Below are 24,978 nucleotides of genomic sequence, written 5' to 3'. Positions count from 1 at the left end.
TTGAGGAAGTTGCGCGCGTTCTCCTTGCCCTGGCCGAGCTGGTCGCCCTCGTACGTGTACCAGGCGCCGGCCTTGCGGACGAAGCCGTTCTCCACGCCCATGTCGATCAGGCCGCCCTCGCGGCTGATGCCCTGCCCGTAGAGGATGTCGAACTCGGCCTGCTTGAAGGGCGGTGCGACCTTGTTCTTGACGACCTTGACACGGGTGCGGTTGCCGACCGCGTCGGTGCCGTCCTTCAGGGTCTCGATACGACGGATGTCGAGCCGCACCGAGGCGTAGAACTTCAGGGCCCGGCCACCGGTCGTGGTCTCCGGCGAGCCGAACATCACGCCGATCTTCTCGCGGAGCTGGTTGATGAAGATCGCGGTGGTCTTCGACTGGTTGAGCGCGCTGGTGATCTTCCGCAGGGCCTGGCTCATCAGACGGGCCTGCAGACCCACGTGCGAGTCGCCCATCTCGCCCTCGATCTCCGCGCGCGGCACCAGGGCGGCGACGGAGTCGATGACGATGAGGTCGAGAGCGCCGGAGCGGATCAGCATGTCCACGATTTCCAGAGCCTGCTCGCCGTTGTCCGGCTGCGACAGGATGAGGTTCTCGATGTCGACGCCGAGCTTCTTCGCGTACTCGGGGTCGAGGGCGTGCTCCGCGTCCACGAAGGCCACCTGGCCGCCGGCCTTCTGCGCGTTCGCCACCGCGTGCAGGGTCAGGGTCGTCTTGCCGGACGACTCCGGGCCGTACACCTCCACCACTCGGCCGCGCGGCAGGCCGCCGACGCCGAGTGCGACGTCGAGTGCGGTCGACCCGGTGGGGATGACCTCGATGGGCTCGTTCGGCCGCTCGCCGAGGCGCATCACCGCACCCTTGCCGAATTTCCGCTCGATCTGTGCGAGCGCGGTGTCCAGCGCCTTCTCGTGGTCGGTTCCTGCCATGAGCTTTCACCCGGTCCGATTGTGTGGCACGCCGCACGTCGGAGAACGTGAGCGTCTACTGCCGACAACGGACGTCTCGGAGATCCCAGTAAACGAACATCCGATCGATTTACGTGTCCAGTGAAAGGTACCAAACAGAGGGGAGCGGGACGGATCGCGCGCTGGACCGCTCCGGACGCAGACCGCGCCGCTGCCCGCTTTCCCTCGCTGAACCGTGGCGCCGTCCTGTTTCGCGGGCCGCCCGATCCGCAACGAGTACCTCATCGCCGACGGCGGCAGCCTCGCCGGTGCCGGCGCGCACTTCTACTCCGTCAACAATTGAGCCACGGAGGCCACCGCCACCTGGTCTGCATCGGTCAGGCCCGGTCGATGTGCACGTTCGTCGACCGCATCCGCGCGGTGGCCTCCATCCCGACCTCCAGGCTCGGCTCCTCCGCAGCCTCCCGCGTCAGCAGGGACACCAGCCGGTGCGGGCCCGCCTGGATCTCCACCTGTGCCGCCACGCCACCGAGCATGACCGCGGTGACGATGCCGGGGAAGGCGTTGCGCACCGAGGTGCTGGAGGCCCCCTCCTCACCGCTGCCGCTCCCGGCCGGCTCCACGGAAGGGGGCCAGATCCTCCCCGTCGACGACCCGTTTCCCGCCCTTGCCGTCACGGGTCGTCGCCCGGCCCGCGTCCGCGCACCGCCGGACGGTGTCCGGACTCACGCCGAGCAGCCTCGCGGACTGGCCCAGGCGCGTCCGGACAGGCGGCCAACTCCTGTGTAGGGGCTGCCTGTTCCGAAATCGTGGCGCGAGGCGCTGAAGTGCTGAGGTGATCGCGGAGAGAGGCGCAGGTCCAGAGGTTGCCTGGAGTGGACGGAGTCTCCAGGCAACCGGCTTGAGGCTCTAGAAGAACCCAAGCTTCTTCGGACTGTAGGAAACAAGAAGGTTCTTCGTCTGCTGGTAGTGCTCCAGCATCATCTTGTGGTTCTCACGTCCGATGCCGGACTGCTTGTAGCCGCCGAACGCCGCGTGGGCCGGGTACGCGTGATAACAGTTCGTCCACACCCGGCCCGCCTGGATCGAACGTCCCGCGCGGTACGCCGTGTTGCTGTCCCGCGTCCACACTCCGGCCCCGAGTCCGTACAGCGTGTCGTTGGCGATCCTGATGGCGTCGTCGAAGTCCGTGAACGACGTGACGGACACGACGGGACCGAAGATCTCCTCCTGGAAGATCCGCATCCGGTTGTCTCCCTGGAAGATCGTCGGCTGGACGTAGTAACCGCCCGCCAGCTCGCCGTCGTACTCGATACGGTGACCGCCCGTCAGTACCTTGGCGCCCTCCTGCTGGCCGATGTCCAGGTAGGAGAGGATCTTCTCCAACTGGTCGTTGGAGGCCTGGGCGCCGATCATCGTCTCGGTGTCGAGCGGATGGCCGGGCTTGATCAGCTCGGTGCGGGCGACCGCCGCGTCGAGGAACTCGTCGTAGTGACCCTGCTGGACGAGCGCCCGGGACGGACAGGTGCACACCTCGCCCTGGTTGAGCGCGAACATCGTGAAACCTTCGAGCGCCTTGTCCCGGAAGTCGTCGTCCTGCGCCCACACGTCGTCGAAGAAGATGTTCGGCGACTTGCCACCCAGCTCCAGCGTGACCGGCTTGATGTTCTCCGAGGCGTACTGCATGATCAGCCGCCCCGTCGTGGTTTCGCCGGTGAAGGCGACCTTCGCGACCCGTGGGCTGGACGCGAGGGGCTTGCCCGCCTCGACGCCGAAGCCGTTGACGATGTTGACGACACCCGGCGGCAGCAGGTCCGCCACCAGACTCATCCAGTAGTGGATCGACGCCGGGGTCTGCTCGGCGGGTTTGATGACGACGGCGTTGCCCGCCGCGAGCGCCGGTGCCAACTTCCACACCGCCATCAGGATCGGGAAGTTCCACGGGATGATCTGCGCCACGACGCCCAGCGGCTCGTGGAAGTGATACGCCACCGTGTCGTCGTCGATCTCGCCGAGCGACCCCTCCTGCGCGCGGATCGCTCCCGCGAAGTAGCGGAAGTGGTCGATGGCGAGGGGGATGTCGGCGGCCAGGGTCTCCCGGACCGGCTTGCCGTTCTCCCAGGTCTCCGCGACAGCGAGCTGCTCCAGGTTTGCCTCCATCCGGTCGGCGACCTTGAGGAGGATGTCGGCCCGCGCAGTCACCGAGGTGCGGCCCCAGGCGGGGGCGGCGGCGTGCGCCGCGTCCAGCGCGCGCTCCACGTCCGCGGCCGTTCCTCGCGCGATCTCCGTGAACGGCTGCCCGTTCACCGGACTCGGGTTCTCGAAGTACTGCCCCTGGGCGGGCTCCACGTACTCTCCGCCGATGAAGTGGTCGTACCGGGACTGGTAGGAGACGATCGCGCCGTCGGTACCGGGCGCTGCGTATCGGGTCATGTGCTCTGCCTCCCGAGAAAGTGCCGCCCGCCGTTGGACAGCTCTCGCCGCGAGCGTAGGGACGAAGAGGTTGCAGGTACGTTGCGTGGCAGCCGTGCAGCCGTGCAGCCGTGCAGCCGTGCAGCCGTGCGGGCCATGTGACCGAAGCGAGCCGACCGCGCCGGGACGAGTCGAGCCCTGCCCTCTGCCGTCAGTGTCTTGCGTGTCCTGCCCTCCTGACAGAAGCGGACTGCTCGGCCTCCAGCTCGGCCAGTCGCGCCTGTACCGCAGCCGTCGGTCGGGCGGTGGCCAGCGCTCTCCACGCAGCGAGGTCGTCCTCGCCCCACGACGCCTGTACCCAGTCCGCCAGCAGATCGGGGTCACGGCCCGAGACGAGGGCAGCACGCAGTCCGTCGGCCAGCCGTCTGCGCAGCCGCACCACCGCCGGGGCCTGCGATCCGGGCAACAACGGACCCGCGTAAGCGGCCACGGCCGCCGTGACCGCGCCGACGCCGAGCCTGCGCTCCACGACCGCGACATCGGACTCGACCGGTACCGCGAGCCGGTAGGGCCGCGAGCCCAGCACCCCCGGCCCGAGGAGGCGACGCAGGCGTGCCAGTTCGGCGCGCAGTGTCACCGGTGTCACCGATTCGTCCTCATACAGTGCGCACAGCAGTTCGTCGCCGGTCAGGCCGTCTGGACGCCGGGACAGCAGCACCAGGAGCTCGCTGTGTCTGCGGCTCAGACGCAGCTTGCGGCCACTCGCCACGAGCAGTGCCTCATTCCGGCCCAGTGCCGTGAGCTGCAGGGCGTCGGTGGCGGCCGGCGCCGGAGTGAGCAGTGCCAGCTGGGACTCCGCCGCGCGCGCCACGGCCTGCACGAAACCCAGACTGTGCGGATGCGCGAGCCCGTCCCCGCCGGTGATGTCGACGGCGCCGAGCAGCCGGCCCGTGCGCGGATCGTGCACCGGAGCCGCCGCACACGTCCACGGCTGCACGCGCCGGATGAAGTGCTCGGCGGCGAACACCTGCACCGGCCGGTCGAGCGCGACCGCCGTACCCGGAGCGTTCGTGCCCATCGCCGACTCCGCCCACCGGGCGCCCGGCACGAAGTTCATACCGTCCGCCTTCTGCCGCGTGCCGGGGTGCCCCTCCACCCACAGGAGACGGCCCTGCGCGTCGCACACCGCGAGGAGATGCTCGCCGTCCGATGCGAATGTGCCCATGAGTTCCCGGAAGAGCGGCATGACCATGGCCAACGGGTGTTCCGCCCGGTACGACCCGAGGTCTCCGTCGGTGAGCTCGACATACGCGGAACCCTCCGGCCCGACCCCCGCCCGTGCCGAGCGCCGCCACGACTCCGCCACAACGGGCCGCACCGGCCGGGGCACCGTGCCCACCTCGGTGAACGTCTCGTGGGCGCGGCGCAGGACGCGCACCCGCTCGACAGGATCCGCACCCGGATTCAGGGCCACCCATGGATCGGTCAACTCGGCCTCCCCGGAAGGCGTTGACAATGGACGCGACGCGGCTGGGTTCATCGTCACTCTCGTGGCGGACGCGGACAAGCGTTGTCGCCCTGACCCTGGTCCGTCCAGCCTTGCGACGGCTATGGCCCATTCGGGTCTCTCCCACTTCGGCCATCGCTGTCACCGCAGTCACCGCTGTCAGCGCTGGACTGTCCGTTGGTCAGGCGGCGTCGACCAGTCTCATGTAGCGCGTCCAGTCCCAGTTCGGACCCGGGTCGGTGTGGTCACTGCCGGGCACTTCGTAGTGGGCGAGAATGTGCGAGCGGTCCTTGGGGATCGAGTACTTGGCGCAGATCGCCGCGGTGAGCCTCGCCGACTCCTCGTACAGGGCCTTGGTGAAATACGCGGGCCTGTCCACCCAGCCCTCGTGCTCGATTCCGATGCTGCGGGTGTTGTAGTCCCAGTTGCCCGCGTGCCAGGCGACGTCGCGCTCGCGCACCATCTGCGTGATGTGGCCGTCGGCGGACCTGACCACGTAGTGCGCGGACACCTGCTTCCTCGGGTTCTGGAAGATGGCCAGGGTGTTCGAGTAGGTCGCCTGCGTCACATGGATGATCACGAAGTCGACGGGGTGGCTCGTCGGGCGCTTGGCCACCGTGTAGTTGGACTTGCTCGCTGGGGACCACTCGGCCCGCGGGTGGTCGAGCCCCTGGGGTTCGGCACCCGCCCGGGTGCTGGGGAGTAAGGCGGTGGAGAGCGTGGCGAGGGCCGCACTCTGGAGCAGACGCCGCCTGCTGGGCAGGGAGGCGGGCAGGTACGTGGCTCGGTCCATGAGGGTCCTCTCGGGGTGGGCGGGCAGATGTGACGTGCGACGGGACTCGACGGAATGCGAGGCGCGAGGGGGGCGTGGGTTCGAACTTGCAGTGGACACGGTTCGAACCGTGGAGCCTGGGTTCAACGGCCCAGGGCCGTGGCCGTTTCGCGTATCTGGGCATGCGGCCCCTGGTGCGCCTCCCAGTCGGACATCCGTCCCTCGGGGATCTTGTCTCCGCAGGTGTGGTTGGTGTCGCGGACGTCGGCGCGCGAGCAGGCAACTGTCTTTCCCGGCATGTGCATCCCCCGATCTCTGTGCTTCCTCGGACGCCTCCGCCGGCCTGACGAGGGCGTCTCGCGTGAGTCACGGTACGGGTCGGGCCGGTTGCGGAGGAATCACCGGCCCGGAGTCGTGGACAGGGTCTCGACTGTGGACAACTCGGTCACCCGTAAGGGGGATCGAAGCACCGTGCGCCGCCCGAGAGGCAGGTGAGAGACAGGTGAGAGGTAAGCCGGAGGCCGCCGAGGAGTCAGCAGGAAACCGGGGCACAGCACGGACGAGGAGCGTGACGGGACAGGGCCGGCGACGAGCGTGTCCGTCAGGTGAGCGGACGCTGAACCACGAACCCTCACGAGCCGGGCAGGTGCGACGGCCCCACACGCCAGACCGCGCACGAGGCGTCCGGGTGCCTACGCCCCGGCCTTCACCGCCGCCGGATCGTCGAGCACGGCCCGCACCACGGAATGTGCCGCGCCCAGCAGGGGACCCTCCGGGCCGAGCCGGGAGACCGACACCGTGCAGGCGGGCCCCGCCGTCCGGCGAGCCAACTCCCGCTCCAGCGAGGGCAGTAGCCAGGGCGCGAGCCCGGACAGGGCGCCGCCCAGCACGACGGTTTCCGGGTCCAGCAGATTGACCGCACCGGTCAACGCGATGCCCAGCGCGGTACCGGCGTCACGCAAGGCTCGCCGCACGTCCTTGTCGCCCTGCGAGGCGCGCTCGGCCAACAGCCCGACACGGTCCTCGCCGCATTCCAGGCCGGCCGCACGCAGCACGGCCTCCTCGCCCGCGTACTGCTCCAGGCAACCGCGTCCGCCACAGGCACACGCGGGTCCCTCGGGCCGTACCGGCACATGCCCCAACTCGCCCGCGAAGCCACGGGTTCCGCGCAACAGCCGCCCGTCCACGACCACCGCCCCGCCGATGCCGATCTCAGCGGAGACGTGCAGGAAGTCGCGTGGTGCCGCCTCGTTGAGCCAGAGTTCGGCCAGCCCGCCGAAGTTCGCCTCGTTGTCGACGGTCAGGGGGAGTCCGTCCGGCAGGAGAGCCCCGAGGTCCGTGTCGTGCCAGCCGAGGTTCGGGGCACGCACCACGGTCCGGGTGTCGCGCGCCACCAGGCCGGGCACGGCGACGGCCAGACCCGCCGGCCACAGCCCCTCGCGCTCCGCCTCGGCGACGACCTTCCGTACCAGCTCGGACAGTTCCCTCAGGACCGGCTCGGGCGCCCGGCCGCGGTTGGTGCCGTGCCGTACCGCTCGGGCGCGCACCTCTCCGCGCAGATCGACCGCGCACACGGCGAGATGGTCGACGCCCACCTCCGCACCGATTCCCGTCGGGCCGCGTCCGCTGAGGGCCAGCGCCGAGCCGGGCCGGCCCACCCGGCCCGGCCGCTCGGGGCCCAGTTCCTCGAGCAGCCCCGAGCGGACCAGTTCGTCCACCAGCGTCGAAACGGCCGCCCTGGTCAGTCCGATGCGTGAGGCGACTGCCGCGCGGGACAGTGGCCCGTCGGCGTTCACCGTGTGCATCACCCGCGAGAGGTTGCGGCGGCGCATGCCCTGCTGCGTGTCGGGCAGCCGTCGGCCGGGACTGCTGGGATGTGCTTCGTGAAGCGGTGCGGTCATGCCTGAGTCAGTCCTCGTCCGGCCGGTCCCCTCAGGGCCGCCCTGTCCGTGCGGGCGCCTCGGAGAGCCGGTGACACCCGGCCCCGCTCCCCGCAGGCGAAGCCGTCAGCGCTGATCAGCCTCCCGCTCCAGCAGTGGGGCCGCGTCGGAGAGTACCCCGGTGATCCGCGCGAGCGCCGCCTCGTCCCGCTCCACGGCTTCCAGTACCGGACCGCGTGCCGTGTCCCAGCGCCGGGCCACCGCCGCCGGGTCCTCGCCGGTCAGCACGCCCGCGGCCTGTGCGGCGGCGCCGAGTGCCACCAGCTCCCTGGCCTCGGGCACCTGGACGGGACGCCCGGAAAGCCGTCGCACCGTGTGCTGCCAGGCGGTTCCCCGGGCGCCTCCGCCGATGAGCAGGAGGGGCGCCGAACGGTTCGCGTCCTCGTCCAGAACCAGGTCGAGGGCGCCGAGCAGGGAGTGGACCGCTCCGTCGTACGCGGCCTGGAGCAGCTGCCCCCGCGTGGTGTCGTGCCGCAGCCCGTGGAGGAGGCCCGAGGCGTGCGGCAGGTCGGGGGTGCGCTCGCCGTCCAGGTAGGGGAGCAGCGTCACGCCCGTGCCCGGCTCGACGGCCTCGCGGTCGATGCCGACCAGCGCGGCGATGCGGTCCACCGCGAGAGTGCAGTTCAGGGTGCAGGCCAGCGGCAGCCAGTCGCCCCGCGCGTCCGCGAAACCCGCCACGGTGCCGGTGGGGTCCGCGGACCGTCGCGTCGACACGGCGTACACGGTGCCGGACGTGCCGAGACTGAGTACCGCGGTGCCGGGGCGCAGGCCGAGGCCCAGCGCGGCGGCGGCGTTGTCCCCGGTGCCGGGCGCGACCAGCGTGCCCTTGGAGAAGGGCAGGTCGTCGGAGCCGCGCACGGTTCCCACGACCTCACCGGGCCGCACCACCCGGGGCAGCAGAGCCGGATCGAGCCCCACATGGCCGAGGACCTCCTCGTCGTACGCCTCCGTGCCGGACGCCCACCAGCCCGTACCTGAGGCGTCGCCCCGGTCGGTCGTACCCAGTCCGGTGAGGCGCTCGGTGAGGTAGTCGTGGGGCAGCCGCACGGCTGCGGTCGCACGGACGGACTCGGGCTCGTGCTCGGCGAGCCACGCCCACTTGGTGACCGTGAAGGACGGGCCCGGCACACTCCCGCTGCGCTCGGCCCACGCTTTCGGACCGCCCAGCTCCTCCACGAGGCGACGGGCCTGCGGAGCCGACCGCACGTCGTTCCACAGCAGCGCGGGCCGCACCGGAGCGCCCTGGGCATCGAGAGTGACGAGCCCGTGCTGCTGGCCGCCGACGGACACCGCCGCGGCCTCGCGTGCCGCGTCCCCGCACTGGTGCAGCGCCTCGCGCAGCGCGTCCCACCACTGCCGCGGATCGCTCTCGCGACCCGCACCGGAGGACACCGTGTGCGGCGCCTGCCCGCTTGCCACCACCGCGCCGGTGGCCACGTCCACGACCAGGGCCTTGGTGGACTGGGTGGACGTGTCCACGCCGACGACGAGCGGACCCTCGGCTGCTGACATCGGGCTCTCCCTCTTCCGCGGCTCCGCGGCATCTGACCTGGTGTTTTCGGAGTTTGACCGGGCCGGTGACGGCCCGAATCCAGCTTCCGTCCCTGTGCGGGGACATCTTGTCCCTTCCCAGAGATGCCTCCGCATACTAATTTGTTAAGTGCCATGACGAAATAGTCGGAGCAAGCGAGGAGCCGCGGCATGAACTACCAGCCCACCCCCGAGGACAGGTTCACCTTCGGCCTGTGGACCGTCGGCTGGCAGGGAAGGGACCCGTTCGGCGACGCCACCCGGGCCGCCCTGGACCCGGTCGAGTCCGTGCAGCGCCTGTCGGAACTCGGCGCCTACGGAGTGACCTTCCACGACGACGACCTGATCCCCTTCGGGTCCTCGGACACCGAGCGCGAGTCCCACATCAAGCGCTTCCGGCAGGCACTCGACACGACCGGCATGACCGTGCCGATGGCCACCACGAACCTCTTCACGCACCCCGTCTTCAAGGACGGCGCCTTCACCGCCAACGACCGGGACGTACGTCGCTACGCCCTGCGCAAGACGATCCGCAACATCGATCTCGCGGTGGAACTGGGCGCGGAGGTCTACGTCGCGTGGGGCGGACGTGAGGGTGCCGAGTCCGGCGCCGCGAAGGACGTACGGGTCGCACTCGACCGTATGAAGGAGGCCTTCGACCTCCTCGGCGAGTACGTGACCTCCCAGGGTTACGACCTGCGCTTCGCGATCGAGCCGAAGCCGAACGAGCCGCGCGGCGACATCCTCCTGCCGACGGTCGGTCACGCGCTGGCCTTCATCGAGCGCCTGGAGCGGCCGGAGCTGTACGGCGTCAACCCCGAGGTGGGCCACGAGCAGATGGCCGGGCTGAACTTCCCGCACGGGATCGCCCAGGCCCTGTGGGCTGGCAAGCTCTTCCACATCGATCTCAACGGCCAGTCCGGCATCAAGTACGACCAGGACCTGCGCTTCGGAGCGGGCGACCTGCGCTCGGCCTTCTGGCTGGTCGACCTCCTGGAGTCGGCCGGTTACGCGGGCCCCAAGCACTTCGACTTCAAGCCGCCGCGGACCGAGGACTACGACGGCGTGTGGGCCTCGGCCGCGGGCTGCATGCGCAACTACCTGATCCTTCGCGAGCGGGCCGCAGCCTTTCGCGGCGACCCGGAGGTCCAGGAGGCCCTGCGCGCTTCGCGCCTGGACGAACTGGCTCAGCCGACCGCCTCCGACGGTCTCCAGGCGCTGCTCGCGGACCGTGCGGCCTTCGAGGACTTCGACGCCGAGGCGGCCGCCGCGCGCGGGATGGCGTTCGAGCGTCTCGACCAGCTGGCCATGGACCACCTGCTGGGTGCCCGCGGCTGACCCGGCGCGAGGCGGAGAGCAACCCCTGCGCGGCAGCTTCCGGAACCATGCGGTCCACGCCATGAGTCCGTAGCAAGTTCCGCGCAGGGGTCGCTTCATGACCGGTTCGAGGCGACTCTGGACGGTATGGCCACGCCGCCGTTACCGCCCCAGCCTCCCCGGCCACCGGACAACACACCGCCCTACGGCGGTGGTGGGTACGGTCCTCCGCCGGAAGGCTTCGGACCGCTGCCTGAGGGCTACGGCCCGCCACCTGCGGGCGGTCCACCCCGGCACGGCGGGGGAGGATGGCAGCCACCACCGCCACCGCCGCCACCCGGATCACCGGGCGGTCCGGCTCGGCGCCGCAGGATGCTCCTGCTCCTGCTGACCGTGGTCGTGGCGATCGGCGCCGCCTCCGCGGTCGTCCTGGCGGCCACGGGTAATGACGGCTCCTCGGACAAGAAGCAGCCCCCGGAGAGCAGTTCCACCACCGGGCGGTTGCCGTCGCCCTCACTGAGCATCCCGTCGCAGTTGCCGACCGAACTGCCCTCCCTGCCCACGGGAGTGCCGTCCGACCTGCCCAGTGGCCTGGAGTCGCTCCTTCCGTCCCTGGCCGGCGACGAAGTGCCGTACTACATGCTGCGAACCGGTGACTGTTTCGACATCGACGACAGCCGGCCCGGCCAGGCGATGAAGCGTCGGTGCGGGGAGGAACACGATGCCGAGGTGGTGAAAGTGGCCGAGCTGGAAGGCGCGTACACGACCGATGCCGCCCTCAAGAAGGCGGCGTCGGACCTCTGCCGGAAACCCCTGGACACCAAGGCGGCCGAGCAGCCCGCCGACACCGTGCGCGGCACCCTGGTCCAGTACCCCGATCCCACGGGCTTCGAGGTCGGCATCGACAAGGTCGCCTGCAGCCTGGCGGCGGACTCCGGCGGAGGCGACCGCAAGCTCACCAAGCCACTGAAGTGAACCGTTCCGCTGTCGCTGTCGCCGCCACCGATTCCGTTCCTGCACGCAACGACGTACGGCGACGGTGAACGCCGCGCGTCGAGCGCCCGCCGGGCACGGGCGCTGCCCCGAGGGCCCGGCGGGCCGGCGTCACTCCTGTCCCTCGGCCAGGGCCAGCGCCGTCGCCGGGTCCTGGGAGGCGGGGCCGACGGGAGCCCAGCGGCCCCGCTCCTTGCGGTACGGCCACCAGCGGCCGTCCTGTCCCAGCCGCAGCTGGGCCCGTCCTCCGGCCACGGTCCAGCGGCCGCGGGCCGGGCGCAGGGCGGGCCGCTCGTCGTCCTCCCACGCCGACTCCAGAGCGGCACGCGCGCGTGCGAGCGATTCCGCCTCCGCGGGCAGGTCCGCCTCGAGTACGTCGAGTGCGGGCGCACCGCCGTACTCCCAGGCCCGGACGGCGAGCGCCAGGCCCTCGCGGTCACGTCCCGAACCCTCCGCGAGCCGGGCGGCCACCGATGCCCCGGGTGCGCCCGAGGCCAGCCGCACGGCATCCTGCGCGGGCGTCAGCTCGGCCTCCACCGCACGCTGCCCGTGGCCCGTCCCGAGCGCGTCGACGAGCAGCCGGTGCGCCTCACGGGCGGCCTGCGCCGCCAGGAACCCGAGCGCGGCCGGATCGACGCCGGGCGCCGGAGCGGTCTCCGTGTCCAGCGAGGGCGGCAGACCCGGCTCCGCGGGCACGGCGGGCGAACCCGGCAGCGGCGGCAGGATTTCTCCCACCGTGTAGGCCTCCGCGGCGTCCACGCCCTCATGTGTCTCCTGCCGCACCGCCGGGGCCGCCGACCGGGGAACGCTGCGGGTCTGCAGCGCGTCGAGGAGCTCGCGCTCGCCGCGGCCGCGTAGGAGGAGCAGGACGAACGGATCCTGGTCCAGCAACCGCGCCACCTGGTAGCACAGGGCCGCGGTGTGACCGCAGTGGTCCCACGCGCCGCAGTCGCACTCCGCCTCCAGGTCGCCGAGGCCCGGCAGGAGTTCGACACCGGCGGTCGCCGCGTCCTCGACCAGGTGCGGCGGCATCTCACGGTCGAGCAGCGCCGCGATGTGCCCCGCCCGCTCGGCTGCCATGTCCAGGAACCGGTCCCACTGCTCCTCTGAAAGTTCCTGCAGCAGGACGTCCGCGCGGCGCGCGGTGCGGTCGCGGTCCTGGATCACCGCGGTGACGCGCCCCGGGCGGACCGACACGGCGCCCACGGCGCCCGCCCGCGCGAGCCGGCGGCCTGCTTTCAGCTGCGCCGAGTCCATCGCGGCGTCCTCCAGAGCCTTGAGCCAGGCCTGCCCCCACCAGGTCTGCGCGAAGCCCCGGCCGTGCGCGGGCGGCAGGGCGGCGAACGTACGCTCCTGAGTGTTCTCGTACGGCTCGCTCATCGGGCGCCTCCTCGCAGTTCCACCAGGTCGGCCAGTTGGGCGTCGGACAGTTCGGTGAGGGCCGACTCCCCGGACCCGAGGACCGCGTCCGCCAACTCCCGTTTGCGCAGCAGCATGTCCGCGATGCGGTCCTCGATCGTCCCCTCGGTGATCAGCCGGTGCACCTGGACCGGCCGGGTCTGGCCGATGCGGTACGCGCGGTCGGTGGCCTGGGCCTCGACGGCGGGGTTCCACCAGCGGTCGTAGTGCACGACGTGCTCGGCCCGCGTGAGGTTCAGGCCCGTGCCCGCGGCCTTCAACGACAGCAGGAAGACGGGCACTTCACCGTCCTGGAAGCGCTCCACCATGGCCTCGCGCTCGGGCACCGGCGTACCCCCGTGCAGGAACTGCGAGTGCACGCCGCGCGCGCTCAGATGGCGTTCGATCAGGCGCGCCATCCGCACGTACTGCGTGAAGACCAGAACGCACGCCCCTTCGGACAGGATGGTGTCGAGCAGTTCGTCCAGCAGCTCCAGCTTTCCGGAGCGCCCGGCGATCTTCGGCCGGTCCTCCTTGAGGAACTGTGCCGGGTGGTTGCAGATCTGCTTCAGCCCGGTGAGGAGCTTCACGATGAGTCCGCGGCGCGCCATGCTGTCGGCGCCGGAGATCTCCGCGAGGGTCTCGCGGACCACGGCCTCGTACAGGCCCGCCTGCTCCTTGGAGAGGGACACGGCGCGGTCGGTCTCGGTCTTCGGCGGCAGCTCCGGTGCGATGCCCGGGTCGGATTTGCGGCGGCGCAGGAGGAACGGCCGCACGAGCCGGGCGAGCCGGTCCGCCGCCCCCGGGTCCTGCCCGCCCTCGACCGCCTTCGCGTACTGGTTGCGGAACGTCCCGAGCCGGCCCAGCAGGCCCGGTGTCGTCCAGTCGAGGATCGCCCACAGTTCGGAGAGGTTGTTCTCCACCGGAGTTCCGGTGAGCGCCACGCGCGCGCGTGCGTCGATGGTCCGCAACTGCCGGGCCGTGTCCGAGTACGGGTTCTTCACGTGCTGTGCCTCGTCGGCCACGACCATGCCCCACGGTGTGTCCGCCAGCCGTGCCGTGTCGAGCCGCATGGTGCCGTAGGTCGTGAGGACGAACTCGCCGGCGGCGAGCCCTTCCAGACTCCGTCGCGAGCCGTGGAAGCGGCGCACGGGAGTACCGGGAGCGAACCTCTCGATCTCGCGCTGCCAGTTGCCCATGAGGGACGTCGGACAGACGACGAGTGTGGGGCCCGCGGCGGACTCGTCGGCCTGCCGGTGCAGATGCAGTGCGATGAGCGTGATCGTCTTGCCGAGACCCATGTCGTCCGCGAGACAGCCGCCGAGACCCAGGGACGTCATACGGGCCAGCCAGTTGAGCCCGCGGAGCTGGTAGTCGCGCAGGGTCGCGGCCAGCGCGGGCGGCTGCCCGACCGGCTCCTGGTCCTCCGGGGCCGACAGATGGTCCCGCAGCGTCGCCAGCCAGCCCGTGGGCCGCACGTCGACCCTGCGGCCGTCGACCTCCGTCGAGCCCGTGAGAACGGCGCTCAGCGCGTCGACGGGTGTCAGCTTGTGGTCCTGCTGGGCGCGGGCGCGGCGCACCTCCTGCGGATCGACCAGCACCCACTGGTCGCGCAGCCTGACCATGGGTCGGTTGGCCTCGGCGAGCTGGTCGATCTCCTGGCGCGTCAGTTGCTGGTCGCCCAGCGCGAACCACCAGCTGAAGGACAGCAGGGCGTCGGCCGAAAGGAAGGAGGGCGTGTCCGAAGCCGTCGCGCTCGCGCTCCGCTCGTCGTCCGGCGGTCCGATGACCGCGCGGGCCGTCAGCTTGTGTGCCAGTTCCCTGGGCCAGTGCACCTCCACACCGGCGGCCGTGAGTGCTCGTGCCCCCTCGCCCAGGAGTTCGGTGACCTCCTCGTCGGCGAGTTCGATCGAGTCGGGCACGGTCGCCGACAGCAGGGGAGTCAGCGGGGACCAGGCCCGGGCGGCACGGCGCAACGCGAGCAGGGCGTCCATCCGCGCGCGCGGGCCGAACGTCGTGCTCGCACCACTCCACACCTCGGCGGCGTCCGTCAGCAGGGCGGGGTCGCTGACGCTGTGCAGTTGCAGCACCGCTCGGAACGGCAGACGGGTCTCGTCGGACACGGCCGACGTGAGGCCCGGCACCTCGACGCGCAGCGAGATCCGTACGCCCGCGTCGTGCCCGGCCGCGACACCGGCGGCCCACGCGCGGTGCTCGGGCACGTGCTGCGGTTCCGGCGCGGCGAATACCGGGCCGCCCGCGGCGAGCGCCGCGGCGGGGGAGCGGGGCAGGGTGTCGGCGACCGCGTCGAGGAAGGCGCGCAGCAGCCACTCGGGCTCGGGCAGCCGCAAGGGCTCGGTCTCGTCGAGGGGCACCGCGTGGGCGTGCGGAGGCATCGCGGCGGCGAGCTCACGGATCCGCTCCAGGTCCTGCGCGCCCAAGGGGCCGGTGCGCCACGCGTCGTGGTCGCCGACGCTCAGGCCGGGCAACAGGAGTCCGCGCGCGGCAAGTTGGAGCGCCAGCACGGCCGCGGCACCCCAGAAGGCGGTCGTGCCGTGGGTGCCCGATGCGGCACGCGCGCGTGTGAGGACGGGGAGTGCCGTCCGGACCGGCAGGAGGACCGCCGGAACGCCCACCAGCTCGACACCGCTCGTGGTGGGAAGGACGACCGACAGTTCCTCGACGGAACCCGAGCCGACAGCCGGGGGCTCTTCGCCGTCGGGCTGCCAGAAGGCGACGCTGCCCGTCCGGGCCGGGTCGGAGGGGACGAACACGGATCGGCAGCGGGAGAGTTCGGAGATCTCGGAGGGGGTGGGGGCAGGAATCCTCTGCACAGCGATGACTGCGTTCCTCAAATTTGACTACCGGGGGTCGGAGTCGCCGAGGGTACAACGTTCCCGGGAATGCGCCAAATGTGCGGACCGTGATGTCAGTCACTCTGCTCTGAGGGGTGGATTCAGGCACACCCCTCGACGCAGGTATTCCCCCGCTCGCGCCCGGGTGGTGGCGTCATGGCTGCTCAGGGGCATTGCTCCGTACGTTTCTACAGGCCGGCCCGTTTTCTCTCTGGGCCTGTCCCCTCAGAAACCGGAGTCCAGCCATGCCCGAAAGCGCCGTCGCCGACTCGGAGCACCCTCCCAGGAGTGCCGCAAGCGAGTTCACACCCCTCTTGCGCACGGTCAAGGACCGAGGGCTCCTGGACCGCCGGCAAGGCTGGTACGCGTTCACCATTGCCGTCAACGCGCTGGCCCTGGGCGGTGTCGTCACCGGCGTCGCGCTGGTCGGCCACTCCTGGTGGGTGCTGCTCCTGGCGCCCGTACTCGCCGTGCTGTGCGCCCGCACCGCGTTCATAGGCCACGACGCGGGGCACGCCCAGATCACCGGAAGCCGGCCGACCGGCCGCGTGATCGGCCTGCTGCACGCGAATCTGCTGCTGGGCATGAGCTACGGATGGTGGAACGACAAACACAACCGCCACCACGCCAACCCGAACCACGTCGACAAGGATCCGGACGTCAAAGCCGACGTTCTGGTCTTCACCAGCGAGCAGACCGCGGACCGTACCGGCTTCCGGCGCCGACTCACCCGCCACCAGGCATGGCTCTTCTTCCCGCTCACGCTCCTCGAAGGCGTCGCCCTGAAGATCCACGGCTTCCAGGGACTGCGTCGGCAGCCTCCTCGCGAACGACGGGTCGAGGCCTTCCTGATGATCGCGCACCTCGCCGCGTACGCGACTCTGCTGCTGAGCTCCATGTCCCTGGGGACGGCGCTCGCCTTCGCCGCGCTCCACCATGCGTTCTTCGGGCTGCACCTGGGGCTGGCCTTCGCACCGAACCACAAGGGCATGGCAATGCCCGACCCCGAAGGTGAGGGGTGGGGGCACCTCCGTCGCCAGGTGCTCACCTCGCGCAACGTCCGCGGAGGGATCCTGACCGACTGGTTCCTCGGCGGTCTCAACTACCAGATCGAGCATCACCTGTTCCCGAGCATGCCCCGCCCTCATCTGAAACTCGCCCAGCCCTTGGTGCGCGCACACTGCCGCGAGTTGGGTATCCCCTATACGGAGACGACGCTCGTGGACTCCTACCGTCAGGCACTCCGGCACATGCACGAGGTCGGAGAGCCCCTCAGGGTCGAGTAGGGGGCGCACCTCAGGGTCGTATCAGGGTCGCGGTCCGGAACCGCCGGGAGCACGGATCCGTTCTCAGGACAGAGAGCGGCAGGCGGCCGCTAAGGAGGCTACGCACATGTCGAAGAACGCGAAGATCGCCGCAGGAGGTGTCGCGGCCGGCATCATCCTGCTCATCTGGCTGCCCTGGTGGGCCGCCCTGCTGATCGTCCTGGGAGTTCCCGCGGCGGCGTACCTGACACTCGACCCTTCACAGCGGCGCAGGCTGCGTCGCGTGGGCCGCAAGGAGCTCGGTCGTTGAGAAATCCCTGACCAGGTCAGTTCCCCTCCAGAGCGCAGGAGTTGACCACGTCGCCGCTCGCGGGCCTGCCGATGGTCCGGTCCGCGGGCGGCTGCGTGCCGCGCTCCACCCACTCGGTGAGCGCGACGAACGCCGCCCGGTAGCACGGGCAGGATCGGCCCCGGGCTCAGTTCGGGCGTACGGCGATCTTGTCCAGGGCCTCCAGCAGCCCGGGCAGCTCGGGGCCACGGCCCACCGGAAGGATCTCTCCGGGCTTCTCGTCGAGCAGCACGAAGGCGATGTCGTCGGTCCGTGCCACCAGCGACCAGCCCGGTCCGTCGGCCCGGAGCGTACGCGCGTCTCCCGGAGCGAAGGACGAGCGGACCCGGCCGAGGGGAGGTGGCGCGTCCACGTACGAGCGCGCTTCGGCAAGGACGCGTTGGACGCCGCTGAGCGGCTCCCGCTCGCTGCCCTCGTCTTCGCCACCCGGTGCGGACTCGTCGTCGCCGGCAGTCGGCGCAGTCGTCCCGGTCGACGAATCGGCGAATTCCGACTCGTCGATCTGCTCGCGCCAGGCGGCCCACTGGAGGGCGATCTCGTCCGCGCCGAGGCGGCGTTGCGCGGCCCCCCAGACGGACGTGTCCGGCGGCCTCAGCGGTGCCTGCCCGGCGATCTCCGGCGCCGGATCGTGCGGGGCGGGCACATCGGGCGCCGCAACGGCCACGGCGAGCGGCCACCCGGGCAGCGCTGCCACCATCGTGCGATCGTCCGGCGACAGGTCGTACTCCATGCCGCAGTCCCAGGACGCGATGGCGACGGCCACCAGTGAGACGTCGTCGATGACGACGGTCCACCGTGACCCGTCCCCGTCCTGGCCCAGCACCAGGCCGTACCCGTCGGCGAGGGGCATGAGGCCGAGTGCCGCACACGCCTCCGGGTAGTCGTCACCCAGCACGCTGGGGAACTTCGCCGGCGTCAGGAGCACCGCCGTCAGCACATACAGTGCGTCGTCGTCCCCGGAGGCGACGGCCTCATCGTCCGTCCCGGCCATCCCAGCCTCCCCATCGCTACATCCGTCGGCGCACCCTAATGCGCGCCCGCGGCCGTTGTCACGGGTCCGGAACACGTACCGAGCTGCGTCGATCGTCCTGTACGGGGGCGAAACGACCACCAGTCACCGTGCAGGGTGCCCTTCTGCCCCGCCTGGGGTCCACCATCCGGTGCGATGTGCGCCGTGCCCCGGTCAGGCGACCGGCTCGCCCAGCAGCGTCCGGGCCACCGCGGTGGGCGACTCGTCGCGCTCCCGCGCCAGCGCGATGACGGCCCGGCACGCCAGCTCGTTCACCCCGAACGACAGCGCCTCAGGCGACACCCACGTCGCCGCCTCGTCCACCCCGTCCTGGTCGTCCTCGGCGCACGCCGACACATAAGCCGCCGCGGCTTCGAACAGATTGTGCGTCCGCTTCTCGGAGTGGCGCTTCGCCGGTGGACCGGGCGGCTGCGATTCGGCCGGTCGCGGGCGTGCGAAGAACTTCCAGAGTCTGGCCAACGTGCCGGACATTCGGGCCACCTTCCCCCGTGTGCAGATTCATCGGTCATCGCCCATCTGTTGCCATTCAACGTAGAGTTGAAGCCTCTGCATCAGAAGAGGGCGGGTGCCGTGAAGGGCCGCCGAACGCCCTCGTCGAGCGGGCCCGGCGATCAGCCGAGGCTGTCTGCAAGGCGCTCCGAGCGGTGAACCCTCCGGCAGGGAGAACCTGGAAATTGTCGGGGGTGCGGGTGGCCGCCGAGGTGATCGCCCCCGGCGCCGGGCACCTCCTCATGTGCGACCCGGACTCCCCCCGCAGGTCTCGGTGAAGGCCGGACAACCTTCTCAGAGCCGGCGCACGGCCAGAGCGAGGAACCGGGCGTCCTCGTCCGCGTAGGACGTCATGCGCCAACCGGAAGCGGACAACAGCGGGCCGAGACTGGCCTCCGCGCGCAGGTCGTCCGCGGTGATCTGCCGTCCCTGGCGCGCCGCGAGAGCCGCCCGGCCGATCGGGTGGAAGAGCGCCAGAATCCCTCCCGGCCGTACGACCCGTGCCAGTTCCCGCAGATTCTCGGCCGGATCCGGGAGATGCGCGATGAGCCCGGCCGCGAAGACGGCATGGAGTGATTCCGTGCGCAGCGGCAACCGGGCCACGTCGGCGACGAGCAACTGCCCGGCCCGGTCGCGCCCCGCCCCCGCCGCGGCCTCCAGCATGGCCGGCGTCAGGTCCGCGCCCAGGACCACCCCGGACGGTCCCACGGCGTCTCTGAGAGGCGGCAGGGCCCGCCCAGTCCCGCAGCCCGCGTCGAGCACACGGTCGCCCTCCCGCAGCCCCAGCTCGGCGACGGCCGCCGCGTACACCGGACCGTCGTCGGGGAACCTGTCGTCCCAGCCGGCCGCCCGGACCGAGAAGAACTCCTGGACATGCGTGTGGTCGTCGCTCATGCACCGCATGATCCCGCATCGCACAGCGAGCGACATGATCGAACGCCGACGCGAAACACGAGGCGGTGCACACGTTCGAGCGTGACGCGATCGTTCCACCACACCTCTACGTCATATTCCAACAGCTTTCGAAACGCGCCCCCTACGTACGCCCTGGACGGGTCTAGCGTCCCGGAGCCATGGGACACCTGGACCACGCCACCTTCGGGTGGCTGACCCCCGTACTGTCGTACGTCATGGCCTGCATAGGCGCCGCCCTCGGGCTGCGCTGCACGGTCCGCGCTCTCGGCGCCTCGGGACGATCGCGCCGCAACTGGCTTCTCACCGCCGCCTCCGCGATCGGCACGGGCATCTGGACCATGCACTTCGTGGCGATGCTCGGCTTCGGCGTCAGCGGCACCGACATCCGCTACAACGTGCCACTGACCATGCTCAGCCTGCTCGTCGCCATGGTCGTCGTCGGCGCGGGCGTCTTCGCCGTGGGCTACGGCCGCGACCGCGGCCGCGCGCTCGTCCTCGGTGGGCTGACCACCGGACTGGGCGTGGCGAGCATGCACTACCTGGGCATGGCCGCGCTGCGCCTGCACGGCGACGTGACCTACGACCCGGTGCTCGTCGGGGTCTCCGTCGTCATCGCCGTGGTCGCGGCGACCGCGGCGCTGTGGGCCGCTCTCAACATCAGGTCACCGGTCGCGGTCGCCGTCGCCTCGCTCGTCATGGGCGGAGCGGTGAGCAGCATGCACTACACCGGGATGATCGCGGTCGGCGTCCACGTCGACCCTTCCGGGGAGGTCCTGCCCGGGGCCACGGCGATGCAGTTCATCTTCCCCCTCGCCGTCGGCCTCGGGTCCTATCTCTTCCTGACGTCGGCGTTCGTCGCGCTCTCCCCGACAGCGGGGGAGCGCGAGGCCTCCGCCTCGGCGCAACGGCCCGTCGAGAGCGCCACCCGCTAGCGGTGGGCCGAACCGGCCACCCGGCCGACGAGCCCCCGAACCACTCCGAGCGAGGAGGCCATGCGTACACCCCGAAGGACCCCGACAGACGGCTCGCAACCCCCGTCGACCCCGGTACGGGGCCGTCGCGCACACGCCGGTCCGCCGGCCGACGAAGAATCAGCCCCCGAGGAATTCACCGACACGGAGCCCGGCGACCCGCCCACGCGCGCGGGAAACTGGAGCCTGCGCCCCCGCACCGTGCGGGCCAAGATCGTCTGCCTGCTCATGGTTCCCGTCGTCTCCCTGCTCGCGCTCTGGGCGTACGCCACCGTCACCACCGCACAGGACGTCTCACGACTGCGGCAGTTGCAGCGCGTGGACGCCCAGGTGCGCGGCCCGGTGGCCGCGGCCGTCACCGCGCTCCAGGATGAACGCACAGCGGCCGTCCGCTATGCCACGCGCCCCTCGGCCGACCACGAGAGCGAGCTCAAGAAGCTGGCCGCACGCACCGACCGGGCCGTGGCGGAACTCCGGCTCGGAGACGACAACACCGTGGCGGACAGCGAGGAACTGCCCGCCGGAGTGGCGGGGCGCCTCGAAAGCTTCGTCACCGGGACCGAGCAGCTGCCCTCCCTGCGGACCTCCGTACTCGACCGCAGGACAGCTTGGGCCGAGACCTACGAGCGGTACACGGGGAACATCACGACGGCCTTCGGCGTGGGCGGAGCGCTCACCGGCATCCAGGACGCGGAGATCGGTTCCGACGCGCGCGTACTGCTCGAGTTCTCCCGCGCGGGTGAGGCCCTGGCGCAGGAGGAGGCGGTACTCGCCGGCGCCCGGCTCGCAGGGACCCTCGACGGACAGCGCCTGCGGATGTTCACCGGCGCCGTCGACACGCGCAGGCTGCTCACCGACTCCGCTGCCGCCGATCTCCGCGGACCGGAACGAGCCGCCTGGCAGGACCTGGTGAAGGGGAGCGCCTACACGGGCATGACCACGATGGAGGACAAGGTGCTCGCCACCCCGCCCGGCGTCAGGGCCCTGCGGTCCGCGCCCGGCGCGGCCTGGAACAGCGCCCACGCGCGCGTGCAGGACGACATGCGGACCATCGAGGCAAACGCCGGCCACGGTGTCGCGGACCGGGCCGACCCCATCCGGCGCGGCCTGTTCTCACCGGCGGGTGTCGCGGTCCTCATGGGACTCGCCGCCGTGGCCGCGTCCCTCGTCATCTCCGTACGCATCGGACGCGGCCTCGTCATCGAACTGGTGACCCTGCGCAACAGCGCCCTGGAGATCGCCCGGCGCAAACTTCCGCACGCCATGCGGAGACTGCGGGCCGGACAGGAGATCGACGTCCGTGCCGAAGCCCCGCCGGGGCCACCCGCCGAGGACGAGGCGGGACAGGTCGCGGAAGCCCTGACCATCGTGCACCGTGCCGCCCTGCGGGCAGCCGTGGAACGCGCGGAGCTCGCCAGCGGCATCTCCGGCGTCTTCGTCAACCTCGCCCGCCGCAGCCAGGTCCTGGTCCACCGCCAGCTGACCCTGCTGGACAGCATGGAGCGCCGCTCCGACGACCCGAACGAGCTGAGTGACCTCTTCCGGCTCGATCACCTCACGACGCGGATGCGACGCCACGCGGAAAGCCTGATCATCCTCTCGGGAGCCGCGCCCGGCCGGGCCTGGCGCATGCCCGTCTCCTTGACGAACGTGGTGCGCGCCGCCGTCTCCGAGGTCGAGGACTACGCGCGCGTGGAGGTACGACAACTCCCGGAGACCTCGGTCGTCGGAGCGGCGGTCGCCGACCTCACGCATCTCCTGGCCGAGATTGTCGAGAACGCCGCCCAGTTCTCCCCGCCCCACACCAGGGTGCGGGTCACCGGCGAGCCGGTCGGCAACGGATACGCCGTGGAGGTCGAGGACCGGGGCCTGGGCATGGGCAAGGAGACCCTCGCCGAGGCCAACCACCGCATCGAACAGTCCGAGGCACTCGACCTGTTCGACAGCGACCGACTCGGCCTCTTCGTGGTGAGCAGGCTCGCCGCCCGCCACGGCGTCAAGGTCCACCTGCGGCCCTCGCCCTACGGAGGCACCACCGCGGTCGTCCTCCTCCCGACGGCTCTGCTGCACACGGGCGCGGAGGAACGCTCCGCAGCGCGCGGAGCACAGGCGGGACGGTCTGCCGAACGACCCGCGGAACGGCCTGCGGAAAGCGAGTACGCGCGCGTGCCCGGCCCTGCGCCACGGCACGACTCCGTGGAGGCCCACATGGAGCGGCCCGCACTCGTCGCGCCCATGGCCGCCGTGGTGGCGGAAGCCTCGGCCCCCGGATCACACGACGGCTCACACGACGACCCTCCTCCCGGAGTCACCACCTTGCGCCTGCACCGCCCCTCCGACGACGCCGAGCCGTCCGACGAGCTTCCGCGGCGCGTACGTCAGGCCAGCCTCGCGCCGCAGCTGCGCGAGGACCGCGCCGAAGAACCCCCGGACCCGGCACGTCACCGGGACGACACCGAGCGCACCCCCGAAGCGGTACGGGACCGGATGGCGGCCTACAGCGCCGGGTGGGCCCGCGGCAGCGGCCCCAGGCCCGGCGCCCGTGCCACCCCCGACCCCGCGGCGGGCAGCGACAGCAGCGAAGGAGACCCCGCATGATCCAGGATCCGGCCACGGGGACCGCAGCGCGGTCCGGCGAACTCGACTGGCTGCTGGACGACTTGGTGATACGCGTCGCCGAGGTGAGGCATGCCGTCGTGCTCTCCAACGACGGGCTGGCGGTGGGCGCCTCCAGCGATCTCAGGCGCGAGGACGCGGAGCATCTCGCCGCGGTCGCCTCCGGCTTCCACAGTCTCGCCAAGGGCGCCGGCCGTCACTTCGGCGCCGGCGGCGTACGCCAGACCATGGTGGAGATGGACGACGGCTTCCTGTTCGTGGCGGCCGCGGGCGACGGTTCCTGCCTCGCCGTCCTGAGCACCGTGACGGCCGATATCGGCCTGATCGCCTACGAGATGGCCCGCCTGGTCAAACGGGTGGGAGAGCACCTCTACTCGGCTCCGCGCGCCGCTCATCCGCCCGCGGCCGGGTGAGGGAGGAGGCGGCACAGATGACCGAGGACCGGACAGCCACGCCTGAGCAGCCGGGCAGCCAGTGGTACGACAACGAGGCCGGGCCGCTCGTCCGCCCGTACGCGATGACGGGCGGACGCACCAAGCCGGGGCCCACCGGGGTGCGCTTCGACCTGATCGCGCTCGTCACTCTCGACGCCGGGGCGCCCGAGGTCGGCGACGACATGGCGCTCGGCCCCGAGCACCGGGCCCTCGTCGAGCTCTGCCGGATCGAGACCCAGTCGGTCGCCGAGCTGGGGGCGGGCACCGACCTGCCCGTGGGTGTGGTGCGTGTGCTCCTCGGCGATCTGCTCGAACTGGGCTGCGTGACGGTCAGCCGCCCGGTGCCGCCCGCACAACTGCCCGACGAGCGCATCCTGCGCGAGGTCATCGACGGACTGAGGGCCCTGTAGATGATGAATCACCACTGCCGGCGAATCGTTCCGTACGACAACGTGCCGGCACATCCGCGCCGAAGGGGCGCGAGTGCGAGACGACCACGGTGGCCGACGTACGGTCCCGTTCTTCGACGCGGAGGCGCGGTTGTGATGGTGCTGCCTCCGCACACCTGTACTGACGTCGGCCGATACCGGCACTCCCGAGAGAAGTGATCGATGGTCTCCGAACACTCCGACGCCACGAGCGGTGAGACGGCCGCCCTGGCGTTGAAGATCCTCGTCGCCGGCGGCTTCGGCGTCGGCAAGACCACCCTGGTGGGCGCGGTCAGTGAGATCAGGCCGCTGCGCACTGAGGAACTGCTGAGCGAGGCGGGCCAGTCGGTGGACGACACCGACGGCGTCGACCAGAAGGTGACGACGACCGTCGCCATGGACTTCGGACGCATCACCATCAGGTCCGGCCTGTCGCTGTACCTGTTCGGTACGCCGGGTCAGGACAGGTTCTGGTTCCTGTGGGACGAACTCTCGCAAGGAGCCCTCGGTGCCGTGGTCCTCGCGGACACGCGGCGACTCGAGGACTGTTTCCCCGCTGTGGACTACTTCGAGCACCGGCACATCCCCTTCGTGGTGGCCGTCAACTGCTTCACGGGCGCGCGCGCGTACGGAGCCGACGACGTGTCGCGTGCCCTCGACCTCGACCGGGGGACTCCCGTGGTGCTGTGCGACGCCCGCGATCGTGACTCGGGCAAGGAGGTGCTGATTCGTCTGGTCGAGTACGCCGGGCGGATGCACACCGCCCGGCTGCTCGACTCGGTCGGCTGACGGGAGAAGGCAAGCCCGTCGACGTCAGGCACCGGCCCGCTCGCGCCGGCCCCCTCGCAC

General features: G+C 71.1%; 21 protein-coding genes and 1 pseudogene. 9 read left to right on the top strand and 13 right to left on the bottom strand.

Annotation, left to right across the window (positions count from 1 at the left end; genetic code table 11):
• From recA to xylB, 8 genes and pseudogenes are all read right to left on the bottom strand, one after another.
• On the bottom strand, positions 1-929 hold a 929-nt coding region (gene recA, locus KUF83_RS22465; RefSeq protein ID WP_217456577.1), incomplete at its 3' end, for a recombinase RecA.
• Positions 930-1,285: 356 nt separating this feature from the next.
• Positions 1,286-1,664 (bottom strand): annotated as a pseudogene (locus KUF83_RS22460) (molybdopterin-binding protein).
• 153 nt (positions 1,665-1,817) lie between these two features.
• On the bottom strand, positions 1,818-3,341 hold the full coding sequence (locus tag KUF83_RS22455; RefSeq protein WP_217456576.1) for an aldehyde dehydrogenase family protein: 1,524 nt from the start codon (positions 3,339-3,341) through the stop codon (positions 1,818-1,820).
• 190 nt (positions 3,342-3,531) lie between these two features.
• Positions 3,532-4,860, bottom strand: coding sequence for a GAF domain-containing protein (locus tag KUF83_RS22450; RefSeq protein ID WP_217456575.1), 1,329 nt, complete (start codon positions 4,858-4,860; stop codon positions 3,532-3,534).
• Positions 4,861-5,008: 148 nt separating this feature from the next.
• Positions 5,009-5,620 carry an N-acetylmuramoyl-L-alanine amidase gene (locus KUF83_RS22445; protein ID WP_217456574.1) on the bottom strand — a complete coding sequence of 204 codons (612 nt, stop codon included), beginning with the start codon at positions 5,618-5,620 and terminating at the stop codon, positions 5,009-5,011.
• 122 nt (positions 5,621-5,742) lie between these two features.
• Positions 5,743-5,898, bottom strand: coding sequence for a hypothetical protein (locus KUF83_RS22440; RefSeq protein WP_217456573.1), 156 nt, complete (start codon positions 5,896-5,898; stop codon positions 5,743-5,745).
• Between the two features lie 393 nt (positions 5,899-6,291).
• Positions 6,292-7,500, bottom strand: a complete 1,209-nt coding sequence (locus tag KUF83_RS22435; protein ID WP_217456572.1) for an ROK family transcriptional regulator — start codon at positions 7,498-7,500, stop codon at positions 6,292-6,294.
• 105 nt (positions 7,501-7,605) lie between these two features.
• On the bottom strand, positions 7,606-9,051 hold the full coding sequence (xylB, locus tag KUF83_RS22430; protein ID WP_217456571.1) for a xylulokinase: 1,446 nt from the start codon (positions 9,049-9,051) through the stop codon (positions 7,606-7,608).
• Positions 9,052-9,240: 189 nt separating this feature from the next.
• Between xylB and xylA the strand changes: the two genes are divergently transcribed.
• Together xylA and KUF83_RS22420 are read left to right on the top strand one after the other, a co-directional pair.
• Entirely contained in the window at positions 9,241-10,407 is a 1,167-nt protein-coding gene (gene xylA, locus KUF83_RS22425; RefSeq protein WP_217456570.1) for a xylose isomerase, read from the top strand.
• 351 nt (positions 10,408-10,758) lie between these two features.
• Positions 10,759-11,361 carry a hypothetical protein gene (locus tag KUF83_RS22420; RefSeq protein ID WP_217456569.1) on the top strand — a complete coding sequence of 201 codons (603 nt, stop codon included), beginning with the start codon at positions 10,759-10,761 and terminating at the stop codon, positions 11,359-11,361.
• A gap of 129 nt (positions 11,362-11,490) precedes the next feature.
• On the opposite strand, the gene KUF83_RS22415 is transcribed toward KUF83_RS22420, so the two are convergent.
• Positions 11,491-12,759 (bottom strand): SWF or SNF family helicase, encoded by a 1,269-nt coding sequence (locus tag KUF83_RS22415; RefSeq protein WP_217456568.1) that lies wholly within the window; start codon positions 12,757-12,759, stop codon positions 11,491-11,493.
• Positions 12,756-15,611, bottom strand: coding sequence for a DEAD/DEAH box helicase (locus tag KUF83_RS22410; RefSeq protein ID WP_217456567.1), 2,856 nt, complete (start codon positions 15,609-15,611; stop codon positions 12,756-12,758). The genes KUF83_RS22415 and KUF83_RS22410 overlap by 4 nt, the downstream gene beginning before the upstream one ends.
• 266 nt (positions 15,612-15,877) lie before the next feature.
• On the opposite strand from KUF83_RS22410, the gene KUF83_RS22405 reads away from it, so the two are divergent.
• Both KUF83_RS22405 and KUF83_RS22400 read left to right on the top strand, forming a co-directional pair.
• Complete coding sequence (locus KUF83_RS22405) at positions 15,878-16,918, top strand: acyl-CoA desaturase (protein WP_217456566.1); 1,041 nt, start codon at positions 15,878-15,880, stop codon at positions 16,916-16,918.
• Between the two features lie 106 nt (positions 16,919-17,024).
• Positions 17,025-17,207, top strand: coding sequence for a hypothetical protein (locus KUF83_RS22400; protein WP_217456565.1), 183 nt, complete (start codon positions 17,025-17,027; stop codon positions 17,205-17,207).
• 166 nt (positions 17,208-17,373) lie between these two features.
• Here the strand turns inward: KUF83_RS22400 and KUF83_RS22395 are convergent, their stop codons facing one another.
• The 3 genes from KUF83_RS22395 to KUF83_RS22385 form a co-directional block, all read right to left on the bottom strand.
• Positions 17,374-18,237: a hypothetical protein gene (locus KUF83_RS22395; RefSeq protein WP_217456564.1), complete on the bottom strand. Its 864-nt coding sequence runs from the start codon at positions 18,235-18,237 to the stop codon at positions 17,374-17,376.
• A 192-nt stretch (positions 18,238-18,429) separates the two neighbouring features.
• A complete protein-coding gene (locus KUF83_RS22390; RefSeq protein WP_254644222.1) occupies positions 18,430-18,747 on the bottom strand; it encodes a hypothetical protein in 318 nt (105 codons plus the stop codon).
• A gap of 312 nt (positions 18,748-19,059) precedes the next feature.
• Positions 19,060-19,659: a class I SAM-dependent methyltransferase gene (locus KUF83_RS22385; protein WP_217456563.1), complete on the bottom strand. Its 600-nt coding sequence runs from the start codon at positions 19,657-19,659 to the stop codon at positions 19,060-19,062.
• 179 nt (positions 19,660-19,838) lie between these two features.
• Between KUF83_RS22385 and KUF83_RS22380 the strand changes: the two genes are divergently transcribed.
• The 5 genes from KUF83_RS22380 (at position 19,839) to KUF83_RS22360 (ending at position 24,918) form a co-directional block, all read left to right on the top strand.
• Positions 19,839-20,612 (top strand): MHYT domain-containing protein, encoded by a 774-nt coding sequence (locus tag KUF83_RS22380; protein WP_217456562.1) that lies wholly within the window; start codon positions 19,839-19,841, stop codon positions 20,610-20,612.
• A 60-nt stretch (positions 20,613-20,672) separates the two neighbouring features.
• Positions 20,673-23,249 (top strand): sensor histidine kinase, encoded by a 2,577-nt coding sequence (locus KUF83_RS22375; protein WP_217456561.1) that lies wholly within the window; start codon positions 20,673-20,675, stop codon positions 23,247-23,249.
• Positions 23,246-23,680 carry a roadblock/LC7 domain-containing protein gene (locus KUF83_RS22370; protein WP_217456560.1) on the top strand — a complete coding sequence of 145 codons (435 nt, stop codon included), beginning with the start codon at positions 23,246-23,248 and terminating at the stop codon, positions 23,678-23,680. Before KUF83_RS22375 ends, KUF83_RS22370 begins: the two co-directional genes overlap by 4 nt.
• A 17-nt stretch (positions 23,681-23,697) precedes the next feature.
• Complete coding sequence (locus KUF83_RS22365) at positions 23,698-24,111, top strand: DUF742 domain-containing protein (protein ID WP_217456559.1); 414 nt, start codon at positions 23,698-23,700, stop codon at positions 24,109-24,111.
• Positions 24,112-24,312: 201 nt separating this feature from the next.
• Positions 24,313-24,918 carry an ATP/GTP-binding protein gene (locus KUF83_RS22360; RefSeq protein ID WP_217456558.1) on the top strand — a complete coding sequence of 202 codons (606 nt, stop codon included), beginning with the start codon at positions 24,313-24,315 and terminating at the stop codon, positions 24,916-24,918.
• The last annotated feature ends 60 nt before the right edge of the window (positions 24,919-24,978 follow it).

It is taken from the genome of Streptomyces sp. BV286, from assembly GCF_019090165.1.
Lineage (GTDB): Bacteria > Actinomycetota > Actinomycetes > Streptomycetales > Streptomycetaceae > Streptomyces.
This window is presented reverse-complemented; position numbering and strand designations above follow the sequence as displayed.

Bases quoted from the DNA above. Each gene is read 5' to 3' on its own strand.
- KUF83_RS22375 (WP_217456561.1), top strand. From the start codon at position 20,673: ATGCGTACACCCCGAAGGACCCCGACAGACGGCTCGCAACCCCCGTCG.
- xylA (WP_217456570.1), top strand. From the start codon at position 9,241: ATGAACTACCAGCCCACCCCCGAGGACAGGTTCACCTTCGGCCTGTGG.
- KUF83_RS22450 (WP_217456575.1), bottom strand. From the start codon at position 4,860: ATGAACCCAGCCGCGTCGCGTCCATTGTCAACGCCTTCCGGGGAGGCC.
- KUF83_RS22370 (WP_217456560.1), top strand. From the start codon at position 23,246: ATGATCCAGGATCCGGCCACGGGGACCGCAGCGCGGTCCGGCGAACTC.
- KUF83_RS22385 (WP_217456563.1), bottom strand. From the start codon at position 19,659: ATGAGCGACGACCACACGCATGTCCAGGAGTTCTTCTCGGTCCGGGCG.
- KUF83_RS22365 (WP_217456559.1), top strand. From the start codon at position 23,698: ATGACCGAGGACCGGACAGCCACGCCTGAGCAGCCGGGCAGCCAGTGG.
- xylB (WP_217456571.1), bottom strand. From the start codon at position 9,051: ATGTCAGCAGCCGAGGGTCCGCTCGTCGTCGGCGTGGACACGTCCACC.
- KUF83_RS22415 (WP_217456568.1), bottom strand. From the start codon at position 12,759: ATGAGCGAGCCGTACGAGAACACTCAGGAGCGTACGTTCGCCGCCCTG.
- KUF83_RS22455 (WP_217456576.1), bottom strand. From the start codon at position 3,341: ATGACCCGATACGCAGCGCCCGGTACCGACGGCGCGATCGTCTCCTAC.
- KUF83_RS22395 (WP_217456564.1), bottom strand. From the start codon at position 18,237: ATGGCCGGGACGGACGATGAGGCCGTCGCCTCCGGGGACGACGACGCA.
- KUF83_RS22390 (WP_254644222.1), bottom strand. From the start codon at position 18,747: ATGTCCGGCACGTTGGCCAGACTCTGGAAGTTCTTCGCACGCCCGCGA.
- KUF83_RS22380 (WP_217456562.1), top strand. From the start codon at position 19,839: ATGGGACACCTGGACCACGCCACCTTCGGGTGGCTGACCCCCGTACTG.
- KUF83_RS22405 (WP_217456566.1), top strand. From the start codon at position 15,878: ATGCCCGAAAGCGCCGTCGCCGACTCGGAGCACCCTCCCAGGAGTGCC.
- KUF83_RS22435 (WP_217456572.1), bottom strand. From the start codon at position 7,500: ATGACCGCACCGCTTCACGAAGCACATCCCAGCAGTCCCGGCCGACGG.
- KUF83_RS22445 (WP_217456574.1), bottom strand. From the start codon at position 5,620: ATGGACCGAGCCACGTACCTGCCCGCCTCCCTGCCCAGCAGGCGGCGT.
- KUF83_RS22440 (WP_217456573.1), bottom strand. From the start codon at position 5,898: ATGCCGGGAAAGACAGTTGCCTGCTCGCGCGCCGACGTCCGCGACACC.
- KUF83_RS22360 (WP_217456558.1), top strand. From the start codon at position 24,313: ATGGTCTCCGAACACTCCGACGCCACGAGCGGTGAGACGGCCGCCCTG.
- KUF83_RS22420 (WP_217456569.1), top strand. From the start codon at position 10,759: ATGCTCCTGCTCCTGCTGACCGTGGTCGTGGCGATCGGCGCCGCCTCC.
- KUF83_RS22400 (WP_217456565.1), top strand. From the start codon at position 17,025: ATGTCGAAGAACGCGAAGATCGCCGCAGGAGGTGTCGCGGCCGGCATC.